Genomic DNA, 21,078 nt, shown 5'->3' on the forward strand with positions numbered 1-21,078 from the left:
TTTTTAATTTTTGAAAAGCATATTGATAATGATCTCTTTTCTGTCGGAAATAATTTCATCATATTCTTCATCACTGATCATCAGATTCTCCATAAATAAAGGCCTTATGGCACTTGGAAATACAAGTAGTGAAACCATATTCAGAATAAACTGAACAGGAGCCATTTTTTCAATATTCCCCAGTTCCATTTCTTTTTCAATATCCTTGTAAAGCGCATCCAGGATATCTTCTTCAATTTCTCTTTGATGACAGGTTCCTTTATTGATCTGAGAAACAATATAAGTTTCCAGATAGGGATACTGTAGGCTTGTAGCAAGACTGCTTTCTATAAACTCGCTCATTTTCTCTTTAAAGGGAAGGTCTGAGGTCTGAATAATTTTTGATTTCTCCTGTTCCACTTTCTGCGCTTCATCGAAAATAATCTGAATCAGATTATCTCTTGAGCGGAAATAGTAGTTAATCAGTGTTCTGTTCACTCCGGCTGCATCAGCAATTTCCTGCGTTGTAGCATCAAATTTTCCTTTCACAAAGAATAAATTCTTCGCCGTCTCCTTGATCAATTCCTGTGTTTGGTCTTTTTTTGCTTGATTTGACATTATTGTTAAACAATTTTGTGCAAATGTAAATCAAATTTTATTTTTGACAAAATTGTTAAACAAATTAATTAAACAAATTTGTTATGATTTGTGTCATATTTTTCATATAATTCAACAACTTGTGTTATTTAATATTTGATGAGAAGGGCATTTTTATATCTTTGCCGCAAAAAATTAATACCCTGATGCGAAAAATTTTATTGGTGTTCTCCGTTCTGAGTGGAGTTCTTCTATTTTCACAAAAAAAGATATCAGAAAACAATTCCTACTATTTTTACGAAAACAAAGGCCAGATCATAGATCAGGATGGAAAAGAAAATAATGATGTAAAATACCTGTTCCATTCTGATGGACTGAATGTACAGCTTCGTTCCGGTGGTTTTTCTTATGATATTTATGAAACCAAGAAAATAATAAATCCCAACTTTTCAAAAAAGACAGAGAATAAACTTCCAAGTCCCAGCCATTATAATATTGATGAATATATTTATGAGAAGTTGATACACAGAGTAGATATTGAACTTGTCAATTTTAATAAAGGAGCAACTATTATCACAGAAGGAAAATCTCCTGATTACAACAACTATTATAATCTTCCAAATCATCATAAAGGGGTCACAAATGTGTATCGTCATCAAAAGGTCCGTTATAAAAACATATATCCTCATATAGATTTGGTTTTCTTCAAACCTAAAGACAGTTTAAAACCGATTGAATATAATTTCGTTATCAATCCGGGTGGTAAAGTATCAGATATTAAAATGAAATTCCACGGAGCTCCCACTTCAATAAAAGACGGTAAACTTGCCATGAATGTGCGTTTTGGAGAAATTCATGAAAATATTCCTAATAGCTGGATAGAAGGACTCAGAAGAGAAAATATTAATGTTTCATTTAAAGATTTAGGAGATCAGACTTTTGGATTTAATTCGCCTGTAGATTCTTCAAACAGAACTATTATAATTGACCCTGTTCCTACGAGAGTTTGGGGAAGTTATGCAGGTGGAGCAGGTGAAGATTATGGAAGAGCTAAAACTGACAGCCAAAACAATGTTTATGTTCATGGATCAACCAGCAGCAACACTAATTTTGCAACTTCCGGAACTTATCAACAGAATCTAGCAGGTGGTACTGATGCCTATCTTATGAAGCTAACTAAAACCGGGCAAAAACTTTGGGGAACTTACTACGGTTTCGGAATGACTGATTATTTTATGGATGTTGACTTTGATGAAAATTTTAATATTTATGCAGGCGGAAGTGTTCAAAGAGGTTTATATAATGAAAATATTGTTTTAGTAAAATTCAATAATAATGGAAACTTGATTTTTCAAAAAGAATTTGTGTCAAGTAGAGAAGATAAACTTTATACTGTTTCTTATAATCAAAATCATGTATATATTGGGGGGCATGCTTTTAGCTCAGACTTCCCTACTGTAAATGCCATACAGCCAACAAAAGCTACTCCATCAGGTATGTCGGATGGGATTTTAGCATCTTTAAATTCAACAAATGGAAATGTAGATTGGGCAACTTATTTTGGGGGATCAGATTCTTCAACTTCTATTTTTCAAATATTTTCTTCAGTAAATGATCTGGAAATTGTGGGAGCTACACAATCTGTAAACATTCCAATGATTAATCCTTTTCAAGCCGTAAAAGCGGGAGTTACTGATGGGATATATTTAAAACTTTCAAAATCTGGAACTACACTTATAAGGTCCAGTTATTATGGTGAAGTAGGACAAGATGTGATACGACAGGCCAGAATTATTAATAATACACTCATACTTGCCGGAGAATACACCATACCTTCTCCATCAGGCGGTATCATAAACAAACCGGGAGTCTGGAGAGTAAATCTAACAAGTAATATTATAACGAAAAGTTATTTCGATTTCAATCCAGGTGGTCAGTTATTTGCCTATACTGATGTCTCAGGAAATATTTTCTTCATGGGACTTCATTTACAAAATTTTGGACAAGCAGATATTTCAACTCCCGGAGCCTATATGGGAATTCCTGCCATGTATATTGCTACCTTTTTAATTAAATACAATCAAAATAATATAAAAGAATGGGGAACGTATTATACAGGAAATGGGGCTACTCAGCTTGGCGAAATTACAAAGGATAATGAAGGTTCTATTTATCTAACAGGAATGTCTAGTGGAAATACCTCCGGCATTGCAACCCCAGGCACATTTCAGCAATCGCCTGGTGGTGGAAATGACATTTTTATAGCTAAATTTCAAGACTGTACCTCAGCTGCAGTGATCACGTCCAATTCTCCGGTATGTATTAATTCAACACTCCAACTTAATGCAACGGGAGGCACCACATACAGCTGGACAGGGCCAAATGGCTTTTCTTCTACTTTGCAAAACCCTAGTATCAGCAATGCAACGGCAGCCAATTCCGGCACTTATATATGCCAGATTTCCGGATCTGGAGCCTGTGACGGAAGTTTTACCGTAAACGTTGTGGTAGGTGATCATGTCGCTCCGGTTCCGGATATTGCCAATCTAGCAGACGTTACCGGAGATTGCCATACAACAATTACCAACATCCCAACTGCTACGGACAACTGTGCCGGAGTGATTAGTGCAACCACCACAGATCCTTTGTCTTATTCAATCCCAGGAACCTATATTATTTATTGGATATACAATGACGGAAACGGAAATACAGCCACTCAGAATCAAAATGTAATTATTACGTCTCCCGCTCTTCCCACTGCAATCAACTTAACACCCACCTTCTGTGCTACAAACAATCCAAAAATTTCAGATATCCAGATCACGGGCCAGAATATAAAATGGTATGATACTGCAGGAACTCTATTAGCGGTTACAACTCCTCTTGTCAATGGCCAGACTTATTATGCCACTCAAACTATTAACGGATGTGAAAGTAGTAAAGTTACCATTCAGGTGACAGTCAATACCACTCCTAAACCAGCGGCCAATACTGACCAGGATTTCTGTGCTTCGGCCAATCCTACGATCGCTAACCTGGCAGTAACCGGAACATCTCTGGTATTTTACAATGCTTCAGGAACGGTATTACCTATTACCACTCCTCTTGTACATGGACAAACCTATTATGTAACACAGACATTAAACAGCTGTGAATCTGAAAAACTGGCTATTTCTGTGACACTTTCTATCAACAACATTCCGGCCAAAGATTACTCGCCACTGTTGTGTAATACTACAACGGGAAACACCATGACTGTAGATCTTCATTCTTTTGAAAGTAATATCATTAATAATCCAAGCACCTATATATTTACTTATACAGATATGGCTGGAAATATTATTGCCAATCCTTCAGCTTATGTTGTAAACAACGGATCAACATTAATTCATGTAAAAGTTGCCACAGCTGACGGATGTTTTATAGTGGTAAGGCTCAATATTACAATTAATCCAAAACCTTTCATTAACCTTCCCGATCAGCTGGATTTCTGCGAAGGAAAATCTGTAACTTTAGATGCAGGACCCGGATTGCAATACCTATGGAATACCGGTGCTACCACACAGACCATTACCGTATCAACTCCGGGAACCTATTCTGTAAAAGTAACAAACAGTTTTGGCTGTGAGAATACCGATTCTGTACAGACCACCTATTCTGTGCTGGCTCAGATTGTATCTGTGAATATTGTTAACAATACAGCAACAGTCATTCTTTCTCAAACCGGAAATTATGAATACTCTTTAAACAATACTATATGGCAGGATTCCAATATTTTCACCAATTTAAATATAGGCGAATATACCGTGTATGTAAGAACAAAATCAGGTTGTATTATTGGTCAGAAAAACTTCTCAATATTTAATATTCCTAATGCCATCACACCCAATGGTGACGGAACCAATGATACATGGAAAATAGCCGGACTAGAAAATTATCCGGGTACAGAAATCAATTTATATGACAGAAAAGGATTGATGATCTTTAAGGAGACCATCAGTAAAAAGCCTTTTCAATGGGATGGAAAATACAATTCCCAACCCATACCCACAGGAACCTATTGGTATACCATAAAAGTTTCCGATGGAAGAACCTACAGCGGATGGCTGCTGGTTAAAAACAGAGAATAACAAAAAAGAGCAGAAAATTCTGCTCTTTTATTTTTTTATAATAATTTGATCTTATCGTCTAAGATATCAATCATCTTATCTTTATAAAGTCCTCCAATTGCTTTCTTAAAGTTTTTCTTGCTCATCTGAAGTTCATCCTTGATCTCTTCAGGAGAAGACTTGTCTGACACATGTAGAAGCCCGTAGTTTTCTTCCAGTCTGTTCAGAATCTTTTGTCTGAATTCATCAATATTTTCAAAACCTTCAGGTTGCAGAGAAACATCAATTTTTCCATCTTCCCGAATCGCCTTAATATAACCTGTTTCTTCAGACAAAGGATAAAGCTTCTTAAAAACATCGGCAGCATAGATCAAACCTATATATTTTTTGTTGATTACCACATTCCAGCCAAGTTCACTTTCATTCATTATAAGCAGCTCTACACTATCCCCTTTCTTGAATGGCAAATCCTGATATTGAGGATTTCTCTTAAATTTCGTAGTTCCTGTAATCAGCTCCATATCTTCATCTACGTAGATATATACCAGATACCTTTTACCTTCTATTATTTTGGTTTTCTGCTGTTTGTACGGGATAAACAAATCTTTGATGATTCCCCAATCCATAAACGCTCCGGTTGGAAGGCTCTGTACGCAACTCATTACGGCAAACTCACCTACTTCAGCTAATGGAATTTCAGTAGTAGCTTTCAATTTATCATCATCCTGATAAACAAAAACCTCTACTTCGTCGTCTATTTCTTTTTCGTCATTTGTGAAAATTTTTGGCAAAAAAGCCTTTTCACCGGATTCATCTGCCAAGATCCATCCTGAGTTATTTTTTTCTGAAATTTTTAAAGTTTGAGTTTTTCCGAGTTGCATTTGAGATAAAATTAGCTGACAAAGGTACGGAAATTTGAAGATTTCCCCTATTTAATACTTTTAAGAATTATTTTATCTTTCAGAAGCCTTTAAAACCTGTACATTTGAATAAAAACTCCCAGAAAACATGAAAAAGTATTTCGCTGTGGCATTTCTTATTTCCGTCATCACTACCCATGCCCAATTACTGGAAAAAACAGCCATTAATGTAGCTTATCGCTATACCGGGAGAAATGTTTTACAGGCCGGCTTGGAGTTCAGAACAGGGAATACTCACGGGAAATCTATTATTTTAGGGCCATCCTTTCTTTATAGTTCTATCAATCATACAGATAAATTTATACCGGAAGCTCATATTTATCTTTCTGACCAGGGAAAGTTATTTGGAATATCAGGAAATCCATATTCATTGGAGCCAAGAATCGGCATTTCATTATTCAATGCAATCTTTCTCAATACGGGTTACGCCTTTCCAATTCATAAAGAAAAATATTTTAAAGGAATAACCTTTGGGATACAGTTCAATATTGCTCCTAAACATACCCGGTTTTATGATCAAATAAGAATGATGTAATTGGGGACGAAAGCCCATTTATATTGAATAAAAAGCTGTTGGAGAACATTTTTTTATCCATTATAATGTGGCACACATATCTTACGGTCCATGAGGCACACAAAAAAAGAAAGAGAAGCGGATGCTTCTCTTTCTTTTTTAATATTTTAAATGATTACATCTTTTAATCAAATATTACATATGGATTGATCTTTTCCCTGTAGCATCCAACGCTGCTTCTTTAATAGCTTCAGCATAAGTTGGGTGAGCGTGAGAACTTCTTGCAATATCTTCAGCACTTGCACGGAATTCCATAGCAATTACTGCTTCAGCAATAAGATCAGCAGCTCTTGCTCCAATGATGTGCATTCCTAAAACCTCATCAGTTTTCTCATCTGCAATAATCTTCACAAGACCATCGGTATCACCACTTGCACGGCTTCTTCCTAATGCTCTCATTGGGAAAGAACCTACTTTATAAGCGACTCCTTCTTCTTTCAGCTGCTCTTCAGTTTTACCCACTCCGGCAACTTCCGGCCAAGTATACACAACACCAGGGATCAGATTATAGTTGATGTGAGGTTTTTGACCTGCTAATATTTCCGCAACAAGAACTCCTTCTTCCTCCGCTTTATGAGCAAGCATTGCTCCTTTGATAACGTCACCGATCGCATAGATGTTGGCAACGTTTGTCTGTAAGTGATCATTTGTTTTTACCCTTCCTCTTTCATCAAGTTCTACTCCAGCTTTTTCAAGACCAAGACCATCTGTATAAGGTTTTCTTCCCACAGAAACTAAACAATAATCTCCTTCTACCACTACTTCTTCTCCTTTTTTATCTTTAGCTGTAACTTTTACAGTGTCTCCGTTTCTTTCCACTGCAGAAACTGCTGTAGAAAGCATAAACTTCATTCCTTGCTTTTTAAGAACTTTCGTCAATTCTTTGCTTAAAGCACCGTCCATTCCAGGGATAATTTTATCCATGAATTCAACAACCGTTACCTGAGCTCCTAATCTTAAGTATACAGAACCTAATTCAAGACCAATAACGCCTCCTCCAATTACGATAAGGTGTTTAGGAATTTCTTTAAGGTTTAATGCTTCAGTAGATGTGATCACTCTTTCTTTATCAAGAGAGATAAAAGGAAGTGAAGACGGCTTAGAACCCGTTGCAATAATTGTATATTTAGATTCTATCGTTTCAGAAGAACCGTCGTTTTTAGTTATTTTAATCTGAGTAGCAGACTCAAAACTTCCCAATCCTTCAAAAACAGTGATTTTGTTTTTGTCCATCAAAAAGTTGATTCCTTTTGTCGTTTGATCTACCACTTCATTTTTACGCTCAATGATTCTTGCAATATCCGCCTGCAGCTCATTGATGATAATTCCGTGGCTTGCAAAATTGTGTTTTGCATTCTCGAAATGTTCAGAACTGTCAAGAAGTGCTTTTGACGGAATACATCCAACGTTAAGACAAGTTCCGCCTAAAGTTGAATATTTTTCAATAATTGCTGTTTTGAAACCTAACTGCGCTGCACGGATCGCAGCTACATAACCTCCAGGACCAGAACCTATTACGGTAACATCGAATTGACTCATGTTATATTATGAATTTGTTTATTATTATCTATCTTAATTCTCACAAATTTACATATAAATTACCAAGCACCAAAGTGAGTTTTATCAATTTTAAAAATGATAATTATAGGCTTTAGTTTTATGAAAAATGTTATTTTATGAGTTTTATATTTTCCTCACTCCCTTCCTTCAAATAAATTGCGGTAAAGACAAGTGGCTTTTCTGCTGATGCATTATCAAAATGAAGGATTTTTACATTTTTAGGTTCATAAAAAGCATCTCCTTCATGAAGTATCACTTTTTGCTGCCCCTCTATCTGAAAAACAGCCTCTCCTGAATTGATTATTCCTAAAACGGGACAGGGATGCAGATGTTCAGGAGCTCCTTGTCCTGCGGCCATTGTTATTTTCTGAATCTCTTTTCAGCAATTCTTTTCTGGAAATTGTCTTCTGCTGGGCCATCATGACAACAGAGGTCAGTATCAAAATAAAACTTATCAATGGCTTCATAAATTTGATATTTAATTTTACTACTTCAGCATAAAATGTTACAGACTCACATTCAATTTTCCTTGTCCAAATGTACCGGTATTTTCAAAAAAAGAACCGCCATATACATACCAGTCAAGGCTTTCCAAAAATTCCACAGCATTTTCCGGAGTTATTTGAGGACGCTCTTTTTTTGAAACAATTCCTTTATACCATCTTCCGGATTTCGAAAAACTTTCATATTCAACAAAATAATGAATCCATATTCTCTGGCATAACTTACATTGTTGAATAGTTACTTCGCCATATCTTCCGTTGGTATGATCTATACCTAATTCCGAACTTCTATATTCTGTATAATTGTAGCCAGGTTTTTCACAGGCACATCCTAATTTTTGGATTTTATTCATGAATGAAAAATATTTTTTTCTTATAAAATTTATAGTTCCAAAAGTAAGAAATTAACAATCCATAACGCAAATAATGTCATTAAGGTTTCATCAAATCCAGTAAAACCTTTTCATATTTATCCAGAATAATATTCTTTGAGAATCTTGATTTTATTGAGTTTCTGATGGCATCCCGATTGTAATTGCTTTGCATGATCCTTATAATCTGCTGAGCAAAGTTTTCATAATTTTCTATATTAGAGATTTCTCCATTTACATTATGCTGAATGATTTCGTTGATTCCTCCGGGGCAGTTATTGGCTAAAGAGTAGGTTCCGCAAGCTCCTGCTTCCAATAAAACATTCGGAAAGCCTTCATATCGTGATGAAAGAATGAATAAATCGGCATATTTTAAAAACTGGTAAGGGTTTTCCTGCCTGCCGTGAAAAATTACATTTTTTAATCCTAAAAACTCTTTCATCTGAAGCAAGACTTCTTTATCTTTTCCATCTCCTAAAATATGAAGCAGGATATGTTCATTTTTAAGCCGGGAGAACACTTTCAGAAGGTTGTCAAAACCTTTCCTTGCCGATAAATTACCGATAGCCACTACATTTTTGTAATTGTATTTAAAGCTTTCAGGTTTAAGGGAAACAGCCAATTTATCATCAATAAAATCGAAATCAACAGGATTATTTATTTTAACAATTCTCTTCTTTTTGATATTAAAATTATCAATCAGGTCTTTCATCATATCATCACTTTGTGCAATGATCTTCTGATAGTTATTATAAAAATTATAGAAAAATTTTATTTCTTTTCTTGTCACATGCTGAGTAACCACATTCGTTTCCCTGGCAATGAATTTCGTCCTTGGAAAAAGCTTGATAAATAATGCCAAATAAGCATTCACTTCCCCAAAACCCGAAAACACAATATCAGGCTTCCTCCTGTAAATTTCTCCCAAAATAGGTTTCAGAGAATGTCTGATCCTTTCCGTATTAATGTCGATGATTTCAACATCTTTTTTTAGAAAATTAAGATATCCGCCCTTCTTACGCAACAGCAAAATCTTAGGTTCAAACCGATCTCTGGAGAGATGATTCGCAATAGTGGTAACAATTCTTTCTGCGCCTCCGGTTTCTAAGTCCGGCAGAATAAATATAACAGAAATCTTTTTCATCACTGTAAAATTAGTAAAAAGTTTTGTTAACCTTCAAACCTAGCTCTTCAAATAAAGGAATAATTTCGTCAATATGTTCAACACTTAGAAAAACATACTTGTCCTCATCAAAATTTATCCCTCTTCTTTTAAACAAAGAAAAAGGTTCGTCATTTTTTCCAAATATATTTTCCGGTTCTCCGAAGATAATATTTCCGAAAAATCGGTTATTCAGTTCAATATTTACCTGATCTATTTCTTCCAGTTTTTTATATTTCCAAATATCTTTACTGGATTTTTCAGCTATAATTATTCTTTGATTGGTTATTAGATAATAATCATTTTTTAAATCAAAATACCTTAAAACCCATCTGAAAAAAGCGAAATATAATCCTGCTCCAAACATTATTATCGCAAAAATGAACAAAAATGAATTCATAGTTGAAAGCAATAAAATGGAAATGGCTAAATAAAAAAATGAAAAAACAATCCTAATTTTCTCCGTCATATTAAAAAAGAAACTCTTCGTTGGAAGAATTTCTTTTAAAATTATTTCGTTTGCGTTCAAAATCATTATTTTAATTCGCTACATCACTGATAAACTTAATTCTCAGCATTCTCACTTCTTCATCAGAAAGTTCATCTCCAAATTCATCCAACAGCACCTTCATGCTGTCACTTTCAGAATCAGTCATGAAATCCATAAAGCCATCAACGATATCTTCATCAAAATTATCTTCAATATAGTAGTCAATATTCAATTTTGTTCCCTGATACACGATACTTTCCATTTCTTTTAATAATTCGTTCATGGAAAGATTTTTTGCTCTTGCAATGTCTTCAAGGTCAATTTTCTTATCGGTACTCTGGATAATAAAAACTTTATGACTCGATTTATTGGCCACCTGCTTCAGGACCATATCCTGGGTACGCTCAATATTATGGTCTTCTACATATGTTTTTATAAAGTCGGCGAACTCTTTACCATATTTTTTGGCTTTTCCTTCTCCTACCCCATAGATCTTTGCTATTTCTTCTAACGAGATCGGATACTGAACAGTCATATCCTCCAAACTGGGATCCATAAATACGGTATAAGGAGGAATCCCATATTTCTTAGCAACTTTTTTTCTGAGCTCCTTTAATTGGCCAAACAGGTTTTGATCCAGTCCGCCGCCAGCCTGCTGCTGGATCTGATCACTTTCTGCTTTGGTCTGGCTAAGGTCAAATTCTCGGTCTTCAGCAATTAAGAATACATCTTTGGTTTTGCCAGCCACAACATCTCTTCCTTTAGCTCCCAATTTTAAAACCCCATAGGTTTCAATATCTTTCTGTAAAAAATTCTGAACAGTAGCCTGTCTCAGAATGGTCTTCCAATAATTGTCTTTTTCTTCTTTCCCAAAACCAAAATGTGAACTTTGTTCCAGCTTGTAAGATTTTGTAACGGCAGTTTCTTTTCCTACGATTACGGAAATAAGATCTTTAGCTTTAAATTTTTCACCGGTATCACTGATCAGCGCCAGTACCCTTTCCAGATCATCCGTGGCATCTTTTAATTTTGGAGGATTCGATGAGTTGTCACACATCTTCGCTCCGTCTCCGTTTACAGGATCAAAACTTTCTCCAAAATAATAAAGGATATATTGTCTTCTGCTCATAGAAGTTTCGGCATAGCCTACCACTTCATTTAAAAGCTGTAAGCCAATTTCCCTCTCGGAAACCGGTTTTTGTGCCAGAAATTTCTCTAATTTTTCAATATCTTTAGGATCGTAGAATGCCAGGCAATGTCCTTCACCACCGTCTCTTCCCGCTCTTCCGGTTTCCTGGTAATAGCTTTCCAGTGATTTAGGAAAATCATAGTGAATAACGAAACGTACATCCGGCTTATCTATTCCCATTCCAAAGGCAATGGTAGCCACAATAACGTCCACATCTTCCATCAGAAATTTATCTTGATTGGCAACCCTAATTTTCTGGTCAAGACCGGCATGGTAAGGAAGTGCATTGATCCCGTTAACTTGTAAAAGCTGGGCAAATTCTTCCACTTTTCTCCTGCTCAGACAGTATACGATTCCGGATTTTCCTTTGTGCTGATTGATAAATTTTACGATTTCCCTATCTACATTCACTTTTGGACATACCTCATAATATAAATTAGGACGGTTGAAACTTTCCTTAAAGACCAATGCATTGGTCATTCCCAATGTTTTTTGGATATCATCCTGAACTTTAGGAGTGGCAGTAGCTGTCAGTGCAATGACAGATACATCTGCGATCTTATCAATAATCTGTTTAAGATTTCTGTATTCAGGCCGGAAGTCATGTCCCCATTCTGAAATACAGTGCGCTTCGTCAATAGCAAAGAAAGAAATTTTCACTTCTTTCAGAAACTCCAGGTAATCTTCTTTGATCAATGATTCCGGAGCAACATACAAAAGTTTGGTTTTTCCGCTTTTAATATCGTCGAAAACCTGCTTTGTCTGTGTTTTGTTTAATGATGAATTCAATACATGGGCTACTCCATCTTCCGAGGAAAGGCCGTTCACTGCATCTACCTGATTCTTCATTAACGCGATCAGGGGCGAAACGACTATTGCCGTGCCTTCGGAAATAAGTGCCGGAAGCTGATAACATAATGATTTTCCACCACCTGTAGGCATTAAAACAAATATATCCTTCCCTTCCAATAGGTTTTCTATGATTTGCTCCTGCTGACCCTTAAATGTAGAAAACCCAAAATACTTTTTCAATTCGCCTGATAAATTGGCTTTTTTTGCGCTCATCTAATTTTCTATTGCTAAATTTGCATATAACCCAAAGTTATAAAATTTTTGCTTAAAATAAAAGCGAACGAATTTATAAAAATAAAATTTATATTAAATATTCTTTTTAAAATATAACATTTTTTAAGAACTTTTTTGTATACCATATCATCGTAAAATGGATAGAACCAACATTATATCAATCGCTAAAAGTACTTTAGAAATAGAGATTTCGGAACTTGAAAAATTAAAAAACAGAATTGGTGACCAATTTGCCGAGGCCGTGGAAATTATTCATGCTGCAAAAGGGAAACTTATTGTAGTGGGAATAGGAAAATCTGCTCATGTGGGGAATAAAATTGTGGCTACCTTAAATTCTACAGGTACACCGTCACAGTTTCTTCATGCATCAGAAGCTATTCATGGGGATTTGGGAGTTATTCAGAAGCAGGATGTTGTTTTATGTATTTCCAATTCCGGCAACTCTCCTGAAATTGCCAATCTTGTTCCTTACTTAAAAGACTATTCTTCGGCTTTGATCGGGATGACCGGCAACAAAAAAAGTAAACTTGCTGAGTTTTCTGAAATTGTTCTGGATACCCACGTTGATGTTGAAGCCTGTCCGAATAAGCTGGCTCCTACCAGCTCTACAACCATTCAGATGGCATTGGGAGATGCTCTGGCTGTAGCCTTAATGGAACTGAATAATTTCAAAGCCAATGATTTTGCCAAATTCCATCCGGGAGGCAGCTTAGGAAAAAATCTTACATCGAGAGTGGAGCAGTTTCTTTCTTCACAGAAACCTCAGGTTACAGAAGATGCCACCATAAGAGATGTTATTATTTCGATCAGTGGATCCAGTCATGGCATTACAGTAGTAACCCATGAAGATCAGATTATAGGAGTTGTTACCGATGGAGATTTGAGAAGAATGTTGCTGAAAGGAGAAGATATCAGTAAGGTTCTGGCTAAAGACATCATGTCTGCCCATCCGAAAACCATTGAAAAAGAAGCTCTTGCCAAACAGGCAATGAAAGTATTGAAAGAAAACAACATAGGCCAGCTTATTGTCACTGAAAACGGGAAATATTTCGGAATCATTGACCTTCATAAGCTGCTGGATGAAGGCATCAATTAAGATATTTATATGGAGGACTTTCTGAAAAAACATATCCAGGAGATTATCAATCTGACTGATGATGAGTTTGAAACGGTAGCATCACTTTTCAGAAAACAGAAATTCAGAAAAAGGCAGTTTTTAATACAGGAAAACCAGCTTGTAAAGGAAATATACCTGATTGAAAAAGGATTTCTTAAGAGCAGCTTCATAGACAGCACAGGAAAAGAACATATTCTTCAGTTTGCAGCACCCAATTGGTGGATTTCAGATTTTGCAGCCTTTTTTAAGCAGGGTCTGTCCTCGGTAGCTGTTGACTGCATTGAAAATGCTGAAGTTTACAGTATATCCTATGAAGACTTAGATCTTCTTTGTGCAAAAATCCCAAAAACTGAGCATTTCTTCCGGGTAAAGTCCAATTTTGGATATATCGCTTTACAGCAGAGAATTCTTTCATTAATGAGTAAATCTGCCAAAGAACGTTATGAAGATTTTTCGCAGCAGTATCCGGGCTTTATTGACCATATTCCCAAACAGCTTATTGCAAGCTACCTGGGAGTTTCAAGGGAAACATTAAGCAGACTATATTCTTAAGATGTGACCTGGGTCACATCTTTTTTTTGAGCTATGTCATGGAGATAATGACACTAAATTCTTCATCTTTGTTTTATAATTTAATCTAAAAAAACAATGAGAAAGAAAGTATTAATCGTAGTGACAAGTGTAGAAAAATATCCTGATATGGATAGAGCAACCGGTTTGTGGCTGGGTGAAGCGGTCCATTTTTATGAAAAATTACTTGAAAAAGGATATGACATTGATTTTGTAAGCCCAAGAGGAGGATATACTCCACTGGAACCTATTTCATTACAAATGTTTGTACAGCCATCAGAATGGAAATTGTATGCGGATGAAATTTTCAGAAAAAAACTGGCCGATACTTTAAAACCCGAAGAGATCAATGCGGAAGAGTACAGTGTCATTTACTACACCGGAGGACATGGAGTTGTCTGGGATTTTCCTGATAATGAAATATTGCAGCAAATAGCTCAAAAAATTTATGAAAAGGGAGGTGTTATTTCATCGGTATGCCACGGGGCTGTAGGTCTCTTTAACATTAAACTCTCTAACGGAGAGCTTTTAATTAAGGGAAAAACACTAACAGGCTTTTCAAATTCGGAAGAAATAGCCTCTGAGTTGGCAGACCATATGCCTTACCTTACAGAAGATGTTTTAAAAAGCAAAGGGGCTCATTATGTAAAAGCTGACCAGGATTTTGTTTCTTTTGCAGTATCTGACGGAAAACTGGTAACAGGTCAGAATCCTCAATCCGGGGGTGCCGTAGCAGAAAAGGTATTGGAAATACTTGAAAAATAAACAATTTACTAAGAATAAAACATTTAAAACAGACTATAACTCAAACTAAAAATTGGTTGTGTCTGTTTTTTTGTGATAAAACCTGCTTATTCAAGCATTAGTCTTACTCCCCTGCCTAAAACAACATCAAGTCTATAAGCACAATATTGAACAAAATCATGATCAATAAATTCTAAATACTGATTATTATTTCATAATTTCGCAGACTTAAACGGCATATCCGGACAGGTGAGCCGTTTGGATAGATTTTACTATATGGACAATAATAAAGACATGTCCTTTCTGGGGCATATTGGAGAATTAAGAGGACACCTGATCCGTTCAATTATTGCTATCGTAATTGCTGCTTTTGCAGTTGGTTTCAATATCAATTGGATTATGGACCATATCTTTTTTGGGCCAACAAGAAATGACTTTCTTACCTTCAGAGTGGTGAACCACTTTTCAAGAATGCTTTTAGGTGAAGACAGTATTCATCTTCCAAAAGATTTCCCTGTACGTGTACAGAGACTTTACCAACAGTTCAATGTGATGATGGCTGTTTCTGTTTTTGGAGGCATGGTGGCTGCTTTTCCTTATATTGTTTGGGAGCTATGGCGTTTTATAGGTCCTGCTTTACATCCCAGAGAGAGAAAAAATTCCATTTATATCATTAATGCGGTGTGGATTCTCTTTATGACAGGAATTCTATGCGGTTATTTTTTAATTCTTCCTTTTGCTGTCAACTTTGGGGTTATTTTTAAAATTTCGGATATTATTGTTCCACTGTATGACCTTAGTGATTATACTACTCTCTTTTTACAGGTAATTTTGGGAATGGGTATTATTTTTCTTTTCCCTATCCTTATTTACTTCCTTACCAGTATTGGCATTCTGACTCCACAATTTATGAAAACATATCGCCGTCATGCTATTGTTTTAATTATGGTCGTGGCTGCAATCATTACACCTGCAGATGTTTTAAGTATGCTTATGGCCGCTTTCCCACTGCTTATTTTATATGAATTCAGTATCATCATGTGTACTTTCACTTATAAAAAGGTACAGAAAAGCAACGGAAATCTTCCGGCTGTTCAGAAATAATAATCAAATAATAATATACAATATAAGCACTGGTTTAGTAATTAAACCAGTGCTTTTGTATTATACCCTTAAGTACGACTTATTATTTTTCTTTAAATAAAGTTATTTATATTAAAAAATCAATCTAATTATCATTTATGTAATTTTTAATTCATTTACAAAAAGAAATAACACGAAATAAACACATAATTCACGAATATTCACAATAAAATATTTAATTTTACAGAAAAGCATAAAATCAATTTATAAAAATATTATGAAAAAGAAAATTATTTTCGTTTTTGCATTAGCTATTGGTTTAACCAGCCTGCAAGCACAGCGCTGGGAGCCGGTATCTGAGAAGATTACTCCGATAAGGAAAGAGGTTAACATCATTCATGCTTACAAAGTTGATCTTGCATCACTTCGTGAACTTTTGAAAAATGCCCCTGAGGCTGGAAAGGGAGCTAACCCTGTAATTATTTCTCTCCCAACTACCGAGGGGAAAATTGAAAGATTCTCTGTATACAGTTCGCCGGTGGTTGAAAAATCGATGGCTGAAAGATACCAGCTTGGAGCATATTCAGGGGTGGGCATAGACCATCCCAATAAGCAGATCAGATTCAGTACGGCTCCTAATGATTTTCAATCCATGCTTTTTGACACTAAGACAGGGCAATATGAATTTATTGAGCCGGTAACTAAAGAAAAAGATATATACGGAGTCTTTTTCAAATCCGACAAAGCACAAGGAAGCAGTATTTTTGAATGTAAAGTATCCGAGCCTGAAAGCTCAAAAAAGGAAATGAAAAAACTGTTACAGTCAAAAAAAGGATTAAACGGAACAGGAATTAATAAGAATAACGATCAGAAATATCGCACTTATAGAATTGCTGTTTCCGTGAATGGTGAATACACCCAGCTGGCAGGAGGAGTTCCTGGTGCAGCAGCCCGCATCAACGCTACCATCAACAGGGTAAATGGCGTATATGAAAAAGACCTGGGGATTCATTTGATTGTACAGGATCTTCCGCAACTGATTTTTATAGATCCAGATACAGATCCTTATTCAGATGTAGCAAGTATGGATAACTGGAATCTGGAAGCCCAGCGAACATTTACCAATACCGCAGGTGTAGGTAATAATGCATATGATGTGGGGCATTTTTTCGGACACAGAGGTGGTGGTGGATCTGCAGGGGATATAGGAAATGTATGTAGAAACCCCAGTAATAACAATGATGATAGTTCAAAAGGGGCGGGAATTACTTCTCCCGCAGTAGATGATCAACCATTTGGGGACACTTTCGATATCGACTATGTAGCTCATGAGCTAGGGCACCAGTTTGGGGGACGTCATACGATGTCTGTAGTTCATGGCCAGACAGATATTCCAATAGAACCAGGATCAGGATCTACCATCATGGGATATGCCGGAATTACTCAGGCTAATGTGCAAATGCATTCTGATGCCTATTTCCATACCATCAATATTGAGCAGATACAGGCTTATGTAAACAGTAAAAATTGTGATATCGCTATTCCAGTGGCTAATACACCACCGGTAATACAGCCATCTCCTGATAAAGCTATCCCTAAGGGTACTGCTTTTGTGTTGACAGCAAGTGCCGCAGATGCCCAAAACGATCCTATGACCTATACATGGGAACAATATGATATTTCAGCTACTAAGTTTAATAATCTGGATGCCACCCGGACCAGCGGAGCTAACTTCCGATCACTGCCGCCTATAGCATCCCCAACACGTTATTTTCCTAAGCTCGAAACAGTTCTTAACGGAACACTTACGACTGTACAGGACTGGGAACTTCTACCCAATGTTCCCAGACAGCTAAAATTCAAGGTTACGGTAAGAGACAATAATCCTGATATTACCCAACAGCAGACCCAAAGCAGTCTGGTGAAATTAAATGTAGGAAACGAGGGGCCATTTAAAGTAACTTCCGCTACAGTTTATAATAATTTGCCGGGTGCTATTACCTGGGACGTGGTCAATACCAACAATGCTCCATACAGTGTACAAAATGTTAAAATAGACTATACAACAGACAATGGAAGTACATGGACCGTTATCAGCCCATCGACTCCCAATGATGGGGCTGAACCTTTTTCATTCTCTTCACTGGCTGCCGGATCCACTGTAAAAATCAGGGTAAGCGCCATTGACAATGTTTTCTATGCTATTGGCAGTGCTACCGTTTCTGCATCCGCAGAAAACTGCTCTTCAGCGACCCCCACAGGAATTGCGGTCTCGGGAATTACCAAAACTTCCGCCAGTATAAACTGGGCTGCATTGCAGGGCGCAACGTATTCTTTAATGTATAGAAAAACAGGAACTGCCACATGGACTACCGTTCCTGTACCAACAAATTCTTATAATCTCTCCGGATTAAACGAGGGTACTCAGTATGAAATTCAAGTGGCGAATGTCTGTGGATCTACCACTGGAAGCTATTCCGCATCTACTAATTTCACTACCCTTCCGTTTATCATGTGTTCTGTGACCGGAACAGATTCTTCAGATGAATTTATTTCTAACGTTACGGTAACACCTACAGGAATGAGCCCTATTTCCAATACCAGCACTGCTTCACCTTATACCAACTATACTACGGATCCTACAAAACTGATCACCCTTATTAAGGGATCTTCCGGTAATACGATCAGTGTACAAAAACAATGGTCAGGTAGTCAGTATAACGAAGGAGTAAGCGCATGGATCGATTTTAACAGGGATGGAATTTTTTCTGATTCTGAAATCATTTTCACAAGTGCTCCTAATAAAATCACTCCGGTTTCAGGAAACTTCTCAGTACCTGTAGATGCACATGTCGGAAGCAATATAATAATGAGGGTTGTGCTTGCCTACAATACACAACCTGCCAACGGATGCAACAGCCAACAATATGGTGAAATTGAGGATTATCCAGTACAAATTCAAGCAGAAAATCTTGCTACTAAAGACATCACAAAAGATAACAGCTCAATACAGATTTATCCTAATCCAGCCAGCGATGTATTAAATGTGACTAAAGTTTCGGCTAAAGCCCAATATATCATCACCAATATGGCCGGACAAATTGTAATGAACGGACAGATTACAGATCACAAAATTTCGGTATCAAAACTGATCACCGGAGCTTATGTGATTTCAATTGAGGATCAGGGAGCCACTTCAAACCTGAAATTCATAAAAAAATAAAAATAAGCATTCTTCAAACCTGGCCCGGCAATCAATAAGCCGGGCTTTTTTATGTCTGAAGGATTGATCTTCCTGTAATATTGTACATTTTTACCTTTTCACAATTTTGCTGTTAATTAAATTTTCTATTTTTGAAAAGATTATTAATAAAGTTTAAAAATGAAGAAGTTATCATATACACTTTTATTTGCTTCAGGATTGGTTTTCGGACAATTCTTTGAAAAAGGCCAGGTTTATACCAAACAGGACACTTTAAAGGGTTCGGATACTCAATTCCGGAATTTTTGGGATGTTAAAAAATATGACCTTTCCGTAGAGCCTGATTTTGATCAGAAAAGTATCAAAGGAAATAATAAGATTAGTTTTGAAATCATTAAGGATGTTACCAATCCTGTATTTCAAATTGATCTGCAGCAACCTATGAAAGCTGATAAAGTGGAAGGAAACTTCTCTATTAAAAGTTATAAGCAAGACGGCGACTTTATTTTTATTACCGCCAATAAAAAGTTTAAAAAAGGAGAAAAATACAGTATTGATGTTACCTATTCCGGGAATCCTGTAATTGCTAAAAGAGCTCCCTGGGATGGTGGATGGGTGTTTGCAAAAGATGAAAAAGGAAACCCCTGGATGACCGCTGCTGACGAAGGGATTGGAGCCTCCATCTGGCTTCCTACCAAAGATATATGGAGTGATGAGCCCGATAATGGCATTACCATGAAAATCCTCACCCCTAATGATCTTGTAGGGGTTGGGAACGGAAGGCTGATAGACAAAAAGACCAAAGGCAATACAACAACTTACACCTGGGAGGTGAAAAATCCTATCAACGCCTATTCTATCATTCCCAGTATCGGAAAGTATGTAAACTTCAAAGATACTTTTGATGGTGAAAAAGGAAAACTGGATCTGGATTACTGGGTACTCGACTATAATTTAGATAAAGCCAAAAAACAGTTTCAACAGGTAAAACCTATGCTTTCAGCATTTGAATACTGGTTTGGCCCCTATCCATTTTATGAAGACTCCTATAAATTGGTAGAATCTCCTCACCTGGGTATGGAACATCAAAGTAATGTAGCTTACGGGAACGGATACCAGAACGGATACCTTGGAAGAGATTTATCAGGGACAGGAGTGGGTCTGAACTGGGATTTTATTATTATTCATGAAAGTGGCCACGAGTGGTTCGCGAATAATATTACAGCAAAAGATCAGGCTGACATGTGGATCCACGAAAGTTTCACTAACTATTCTGAAACTCTTTTCACTGAAAAATTTATGGACAAAAAATCTGCGGAGACATATGTTCAGGGAATCAGAAGCATTATTAACAATGACATCCCCATTATCGGCCACTATGGGGTAAGAAATGAAGGCAGTGGTGATATGTATCCCAAAGGCGCCAATATGCTTCATACGATGAGACAGGTGATCAATAATGACGAAAAATTCAGACAGATTTTAAGAGGGCTCAATAAAGATTTTTACCATCAGACCGTTACCACCAAACAGATTGAAGATTATCTGTCCTCAAAATCCGGAATCGATTTCTCCACTGTTTTTGATCAATATCTGAGAACTGTAAAAATCCCTACTCTTGAGTATTCCCAGAACGGCACAACGTTGAAGTTCCGGTATACAGATGTGGTTAAAAGCCTGAAGCTCCCCATCAGAATTGACGGAGATCAGACGATTACCCCAACAGAAGACTGGCAGACGGTAACTCTTAAAAAAAATACTCCTGTTGAGTTTAACAAGAACTATTATATCAATTATAAAAATGTTCAGTAAATAATAAAAA

General features: G+C 36.5%; 16 protein-coding genes. 8 read left to right on the forward strand and 8 right to left on the reverse strand.

Annotation, left to right across the window (positions count from 1 at the left end):
* Nucleotides 1-3 precede the first annotated feature (3 nt).
* Entirely contained in the window at nt 4-597 is a 594-nt protein-coding gene (locus MP477_RS02485) for a TetR/AcrR family transcriptional regulator (protein ID WP_230035145.1), read from the reverse strand.
* 185 nt (nt 598-782) lie between these two features.
* Between MP477_RS02485 and MP477_RS02490 the strand changes: the two genes are divergently transcribed.
* The gene (locus tag MP477_RS02490; RefSeq protein WP_257189008.1) at nt 783-4,706 is read left to right on the forward strand and encodes a T9SS type B sorting domain-containing protein; all 3,924 of its coding nucleotides are present in this window, start codon (nt 783-785) and stop codon (nt 4,704-4,706) included.
* 35 nt (nt 4,707-4,741) lie between these two features.
* Here MP477_RS02490 and MP477_RS02495 read toward each other — a convergent pair whose 3' ends face one another.
* Nucleotides 4,742-5,566 (reverse strand): S1 RNA-binding domain-containing protein, encoded by an 825-nt coding sequence (locus MP477_RS02495; protein WP_230035134.1) that lies wholly within the window; start codon nt 5,564-5,566, stop codon nt 4,742-4,744.
* A 127-nt stretch (nt 5,567-5,693) separates the two neighbouring features.
* On the opposite strand from MP477_RS02495, the gene MP477_RS02500 reads away from it, so the two are divergent.
* A complete protein-coding gene (locus tag MP477_RS02500; RefSeq protein WP_257189009.1) occupies nt 5,694-6,140 on the forward strand; it encodes a hypothetical protein in 447 nt (148 codons plus the stop codon).
* A gap of 174 nt (nt 6,141-6,314) precedes the next feature.
* Here MP477_RS02500 and lpdA read toward each other — a convergent pair whose 3' ends face one another.
* The 6 genes from lpdA to recQ form a co-directional block, all read right to left on the reverse strand.
* Nucleotides 6,315-7,718 (reverse strand): dihydrolipoyl dehydrogenase, encoded by a 1,404-nt coding sequence (gene lpdA, locus MP477_RS02505; protein ID WP_257189010.1) that lies wholly within the window; start codon nt 7,716-7,718, stop codon nt 6,315-6,317.
* Between the two features lie 130 nt (nt 7,719-7,848).
* Nucleotides 7,849-8,097 carry a cupin domain-containing protein gene (locus MP477_RS02510; protein WP_257189011.1) on the reverse strand — a complete coding sequence of 83 codons (249 nt, stop codon included), beginning with the start codon at nt 8,095-8,097 and terminating at the stop codon, nt 7,849-7,851.
* Nucleotides 8,098-8,244: 147 nt separating this feature from the next.
* Entirely contained in the window at nt 8,245-8,595 is a 351-nt protein-coding gene (locus MP477_RS02515; protein ID WP_257189012.1) for a hypothetical protein, read from the reverse strand.
* Between the two features lie 79 nt (nt 8,596-8,674).
* The gene (locus tag MP477_RS02520; RefSeq protein ID WP_230035125.1) at nt 8,675-9,757 is read right to left on the reverse strand and encodes a glycosyltransferase; all 1,083 of its coding nucleotides are present in this window, start codon (nt 9,755-9,757) and stop codon (nt 8,675-8,677) included.
* A 10-nt stretch (nt 9,758-9,767) separates the two neighbouring features.
* Nucleotides 9,768-10,175 (reverse strand): hypothetical protein, encoded by a 408-nt coding sequence (locus MP477_RS02525; protein WP_257189013.1) that lies wholly within the window; start codon nt 10,173-10,175, stop codon nt 9,768-9,770.
* 139 nt (nt 10,176-10,314) lie between these two features.
* On the reverse strand, nt 10,315-12,519 hold the full coding sequence (gene recQ / locus MP477_RS02530) for a DNA helicase RecQ (protein WP_257189014.1): 2,205 nt from the start codon (nt 12,517-12,519) through the stop codon (nt 10,315-10,317).
* Between the two features lie 157 nt (nt 12,520-12,676).
* On the opposite strand from recQ, the gene MP477_RS02535 reads away from it, so the two are divergent.
* The 6 genes from MP477_RS02535 to MP477_RS02560 all read left to right on the forward strand — a co-directional run bounded on the left by MP477_RS02535 (nt 12,677) and on the right by MP477_RS02560 (nt 21,068).
* Complete coding sequence (locus MP477_RS02535) at nt 12,677-13,636, forward strand: SIS domain-containing protein (protein ID WP_257189015.1); 960 nt, start codon at nt 12,677-12,679, stop codon at nt 13,634-13,636.
* 9 nt (nt 13,637-13,645) lie between these two features.
* Nucleotides 13,646-14,209 carry a Crp/Fnr family transcriptional regulator gene (locus tag MP477_RS02540; RefSeq protein ID WP_257189016.1) on the forward strand — a complete coding sequence of 188 codons (564 nt, stop codon included), beginning with the start codon at nt 13,646-13,648 and terminating at the stop codon, nt 14,207-14,209.
* A gap of 96 nt (nt 14,210-14,305) precedes the next feature.
* A complete protein-coding gene (locus MP477_RS02545; protein WP_257189017.1) occupies nt 14,306-14,992 on the forward strand; it encodes a type 1 glutamine amidotransferase domain-containing protein in 687 nt (228 codons plus the stop codon).
* Between the two features lie 255 nt (nt 14,993-15,247).
* Nucleotides 15,248-16,075, forward strand: coding sequence for a twin-arginine translocase subunit TatC (gene tatC / locus MP477_RS02550; RefSeq protein ID WP_257189018.1), 828 nt, complete (start codon nt 15,248-15,250; stop codon nt 16,073-16,075).
* Between the two features lie 256 nt (nt 16,076-16,331).
* Complete coding sequence (locus MP477_RS02555) at nt 16,332-19,277, forward strand: reprolysin-like metallopeptidase (protein ID WP_257189019.1); 2,946 nt, start codon at nt 16,332-16,334, stop codon at nt 19,275-19,277.
* A 159-nt stretch (nt 19,278-19,436) separates the two neighbouring features.
* Nucleotides 19,437-21,068, forward strand: coding sequence for a M1 family metallopeptidase (locus MP477_RS02560; RefSeq protein ID WP_257189020.1), 1,632 nt, complete (start codon nt 19,437-19,439; stop codon nt 21,066-21,068).
* Nucleotides 21,069-21,078 lie beyond the last annotated feature (10 nt).

This window comes from Chryseobacterium sp. WG23, from assembly GCF_024586575.1.
Taxonomy (GTDB): Bacteria; Bacteroidota; Bacteroidia; order Flavobacteriales; family Weeksellaceae; genus Chryseobacterium.